The organism is Caballeronia choica (assembly GCF_001544535.1).
In the GTDB taxonomy this organism is placed as follows: domain Bacteria; phylum Pseudomonadota; class Gammaproteobacteria; order Burkholderiales; family Burkholderiaceae; genus Caballeronia; species Caballeronia choica.
This window is the reverse complement of sequence record NZ_FCON02000341.1, coordinates 1-3,079: the sequence shown is the minus strand read 5'-3', so window position 1 is coordinate 3,079 and position 3,079 is coordinate 1. Positions and strand designations below refer to the sequence as shown.

Below are 3,079 nucleotides of genomic sequence, written 5' to 3'. Positions count from 1 at the left end.
TCCGTCATCCCGAATCTGAAGGCGCCTCGTCGGAGGTACTACTGGTTCAGGATGGAAGCGGCGAAACGCCGCCTGCTATACACGCTTGCCGTGTTGGGATTACGTGTGGATACGCGGGAAGAGAATCCCAAAACCGGCCTCCACTTCGAGTTTCTCGAGAACCGCCGCGGCAACAAAGTACTGACCGGCCACGACAGTGGCTTGATCACGATGAATATTGCCGAGGCGGACGACGTGCGTCGGGAACGCTTGCGGGTTGCGTTGCGCGAGCCCTACCGGACATTGTTGGGCCATTTCAGACACGAAATTGGCCACTACTACTTTGACCGGCTGGTTGTCGGCACGCGGCAACAGAATGCTTTTCGGGCGCTGTTCGGGGATGAACGTGCCGATTATTCCGAAGCCCTGGCGCGCCATTATCGGGAGGGCGCACCGGCGGACTGGGGCGCTACCCATGTTAGCGCCTACGCGACGATGCATCCGTGGGAGGATTGGGCGGAAACGTGGGCGCACTACCTGCATATGGTCGATACCATCGGCACCGCGCGGGCGTGCGGCATTAGCATGACGCCCGAAAATCCAAAGGATCCGATGTTTGCCGCGGAAGCGCTCCCCGGTCCGGCGAGCTTCGATCTGCTGATGAAACAGTGGTATCCCCTGACCTACGCGATGAACAGTCTGAACCGAAGTCTGGGCATGCCGGACCCGTACCCATTCGCACTCGCTCCGGCTGCAGTGAAGAAGCTGCGGTTCGTGCATCGCGTCATCGAGGCGAAGGCATCTCGGTAGGCCAACTCGTCTATACGGCCGTAGGAACGAGCGACTTCAAACTAGCGAGACGACCCATGCGAAGACCGCAAACCCAAACTGGTTCTCTCTCAATCGCGGCACCGTGCGCGACTACGAAGCCACTCATGAATTTCCCTGCATCGCATTGCGCACCATGAGTCTGGACGCAGTGCGAGTTGCATGGAGTGCCCCAAGCAATCATCCGGCTGACTATCGACGAAGGTGCGCAGCAGCATCGAGTCTTGGCGCAGTCTCACGAAGCGGACATCGTCTGGTTAGTAGGGTATTGACTACGGCGTGGCATCTGATCAACGTTACCGTTTCAGGATCGCACGGCAGAGCGCTGTACTCATGGCCGCCTGATCGCCTTCGTCTTGGCAGTGCGAGTGAGGTCCCGTCAGCTAAGGCCGACGACGATTCCCCCCGTCAACGACGCCAAGAATTCAGAGCGGTGGATGCTGTCTTGAACCGCTACACCACTGCAGTTCGGCGTGCAGTGGTGGAACGATGCCGCTGAGGCGAGCATGCCATTAACGTCGACTACCGGTCCACGCCAGGCGTTCGATGTTACGTGAGGTAGTCCTTGATGGTGGCGATCTGAGCACCGTCCATCAGCGCCGGCGCGTGGCCGCAGTCCGGAAACTCGAAAGCGGCGACATTGCCACTCCTCGCCGCCGGGCCGCGCTTAAGCATGGCGTCCACGGTGCTCCGCGCCAGTAAGTCGGAGTGTTCGCCGCGCAGGATGAGCACCGGGCACTCGATCTGATCCCAGACGTGCCATAGCTCCACGTCCAGCCAGATTGGTAGCGCAAACCGCAGGCCGATCCCGGGATCGAAGCGAAACCGAAAGCCGCCTGCGTCGTCCGGGACTGCGCTGTGCTCGGCAAGATGACGCCACTGGGCGTCGCTAAGCTTGCCAAACGGCGCGTGGACTTCGCGCAGATGCGCATCGACCTCGTCGATCGAGGTGAAACGCCAGGACCGCTTCAGATAACTGCCGACCCGGCGCAATGCGGCAGCGGAGACGAGCGCGCCGAAGTCATTGAGCACGAGCCGACGCACTGGCGTCCCATATTCCGATGCCATCAGCATGCCGATATGGGCGCCAAACGAGGTGCCGACCCAATCCACCTGTTCGACATCAAGTCGGGCGATCAGCGTCGACATCGCACGGGTGTAGGCACGATCCGTATAGTGCGCGGGCGATTCGAGCCATTCGCTGCGTCCGTGCCCGGGCAGGTCAGGTACGACGACGCGCACATCTGCGCCCGCTAGAGCCGCGGCCAGCATGTCGAAGTCACGACCTGTACGCGAAACCCCATGCAAACAGAGTACGGTTCGTTCCGCCCTCGGTGGTCCCCACTCGGCATAGGCGAGCTTGTGAAATCCACCGCGTCCGAGCACGGAGAGCTGCTTTAGTTGTGGCTGCATCGCGTTCATGTCCTGGAGAGATGGGCGGTACGGTCGGGCCGCGCCTCGAAGGTCAATCGAACACTACAACCTGCCGGATCGCCTTGCCTTCATGCAGCAGATCGAAACCATGATTGATTTCGTCGAGCTTCAGGCGGCCAGTGAGCAGCTTGTTCACCGGCAGGCGGCCTTGCGCGTACAGATCGACGTAGTGCGGGATATCGCGCGACGGCACGCATGTCCCGATATAACTGCCCTTCAGCGTGCGCTCCTCAGCCACGAGACTGACCGCGGGCAGCGGCCAAAGCGCGGTTGACGGCGGCAGACCAGCTGTCACGGTCATTCCGCCGCGTCGCGTGATGCGATACGCCAAATCCAGCGCACGGATCGACCCGGCAAACTCGAACGCGAACTCGACGCCTCCCGAACTCAGCGCGCGGATCTGCTCGGCCGCGTCGTCCTGACCCGCGTTGACCGTGTGCGTGGCACCGAGGAGGCGCGCCTGCTCCAGCTTGTCATCGGCCAGGTCGATCGCGATGATCTGTCGCGCGCCCGCCGCATGCGCACCGATGAGCGCCGCCAGACCGACGCCGCCCAGGCCGATCACCGCAACCGAGGCGCCGACCCGCACTTGCGCCGTATTGACCACCGCGCCGACGCCGGTCAGCACGGCGCAACCGAACAATGCGGCTTCGTCGAGCGGCACGCCGCGATCGATCTTCACGACGGAGCGGCGCGACACCGTCGCGTACTCGGCGAACACCGAGCATCCGAGATGGTGGTTCAACGCCTTGCCGCCGCGCGTGAGACGCCGCTCGCCGGACAACAGCGTGCCGGCGCCGTTCGCCGCCGCACCGGGTTCGCACAGGGCTGGCCGCCC

3 protein-coding genes are annotated in these 3,079 nt (G+C 62.8%); 1 reads left to right on the top strand and 2 read right to left on the bottom strand.

The genetic code is table 11. From position 1 onward, the window contains the following. Positions 1 to 789 (top strand): zinc-binding metallopeptidase family protein (locus AWB68_RS43560; RefSeq protein WP_125483277.1); only part of this gene is annotated, 789 nt, incomplete at its 5' end. A gap of 567 nt (positions 790 to 1,356) precedes the next feature. Here AWB68_RS43560 and AWB68_RS43555 read toward each other — a convergent pair. Together AWB68_RS43555 and AWB68_RS43550 are read right to left on the bottom strand one after the other, a co-directional pair. Further along, positions 1,357 to 2,220 (bottom strand): alpha/beta fold hydrolase, encoded by an 864-nt coding sequence (locus tag AWB68_RS43555; protein ID WP_087650274.1) that lies wholly within the window; start codon positions 2,218 to 2,220, stop codon positions 1,357 to 1,359. Positions 2,221 to 2,272: 52 nt separating this feature from the next. Beyond that, positions 2,273 to 3,079 (bottom strand): zinc-binding dehydrogenase (locus AWB68_RS43550; RefSeq protein WP_087650272.1); only part of this gene is annotated, 807 nt, incomplete at its 5' end.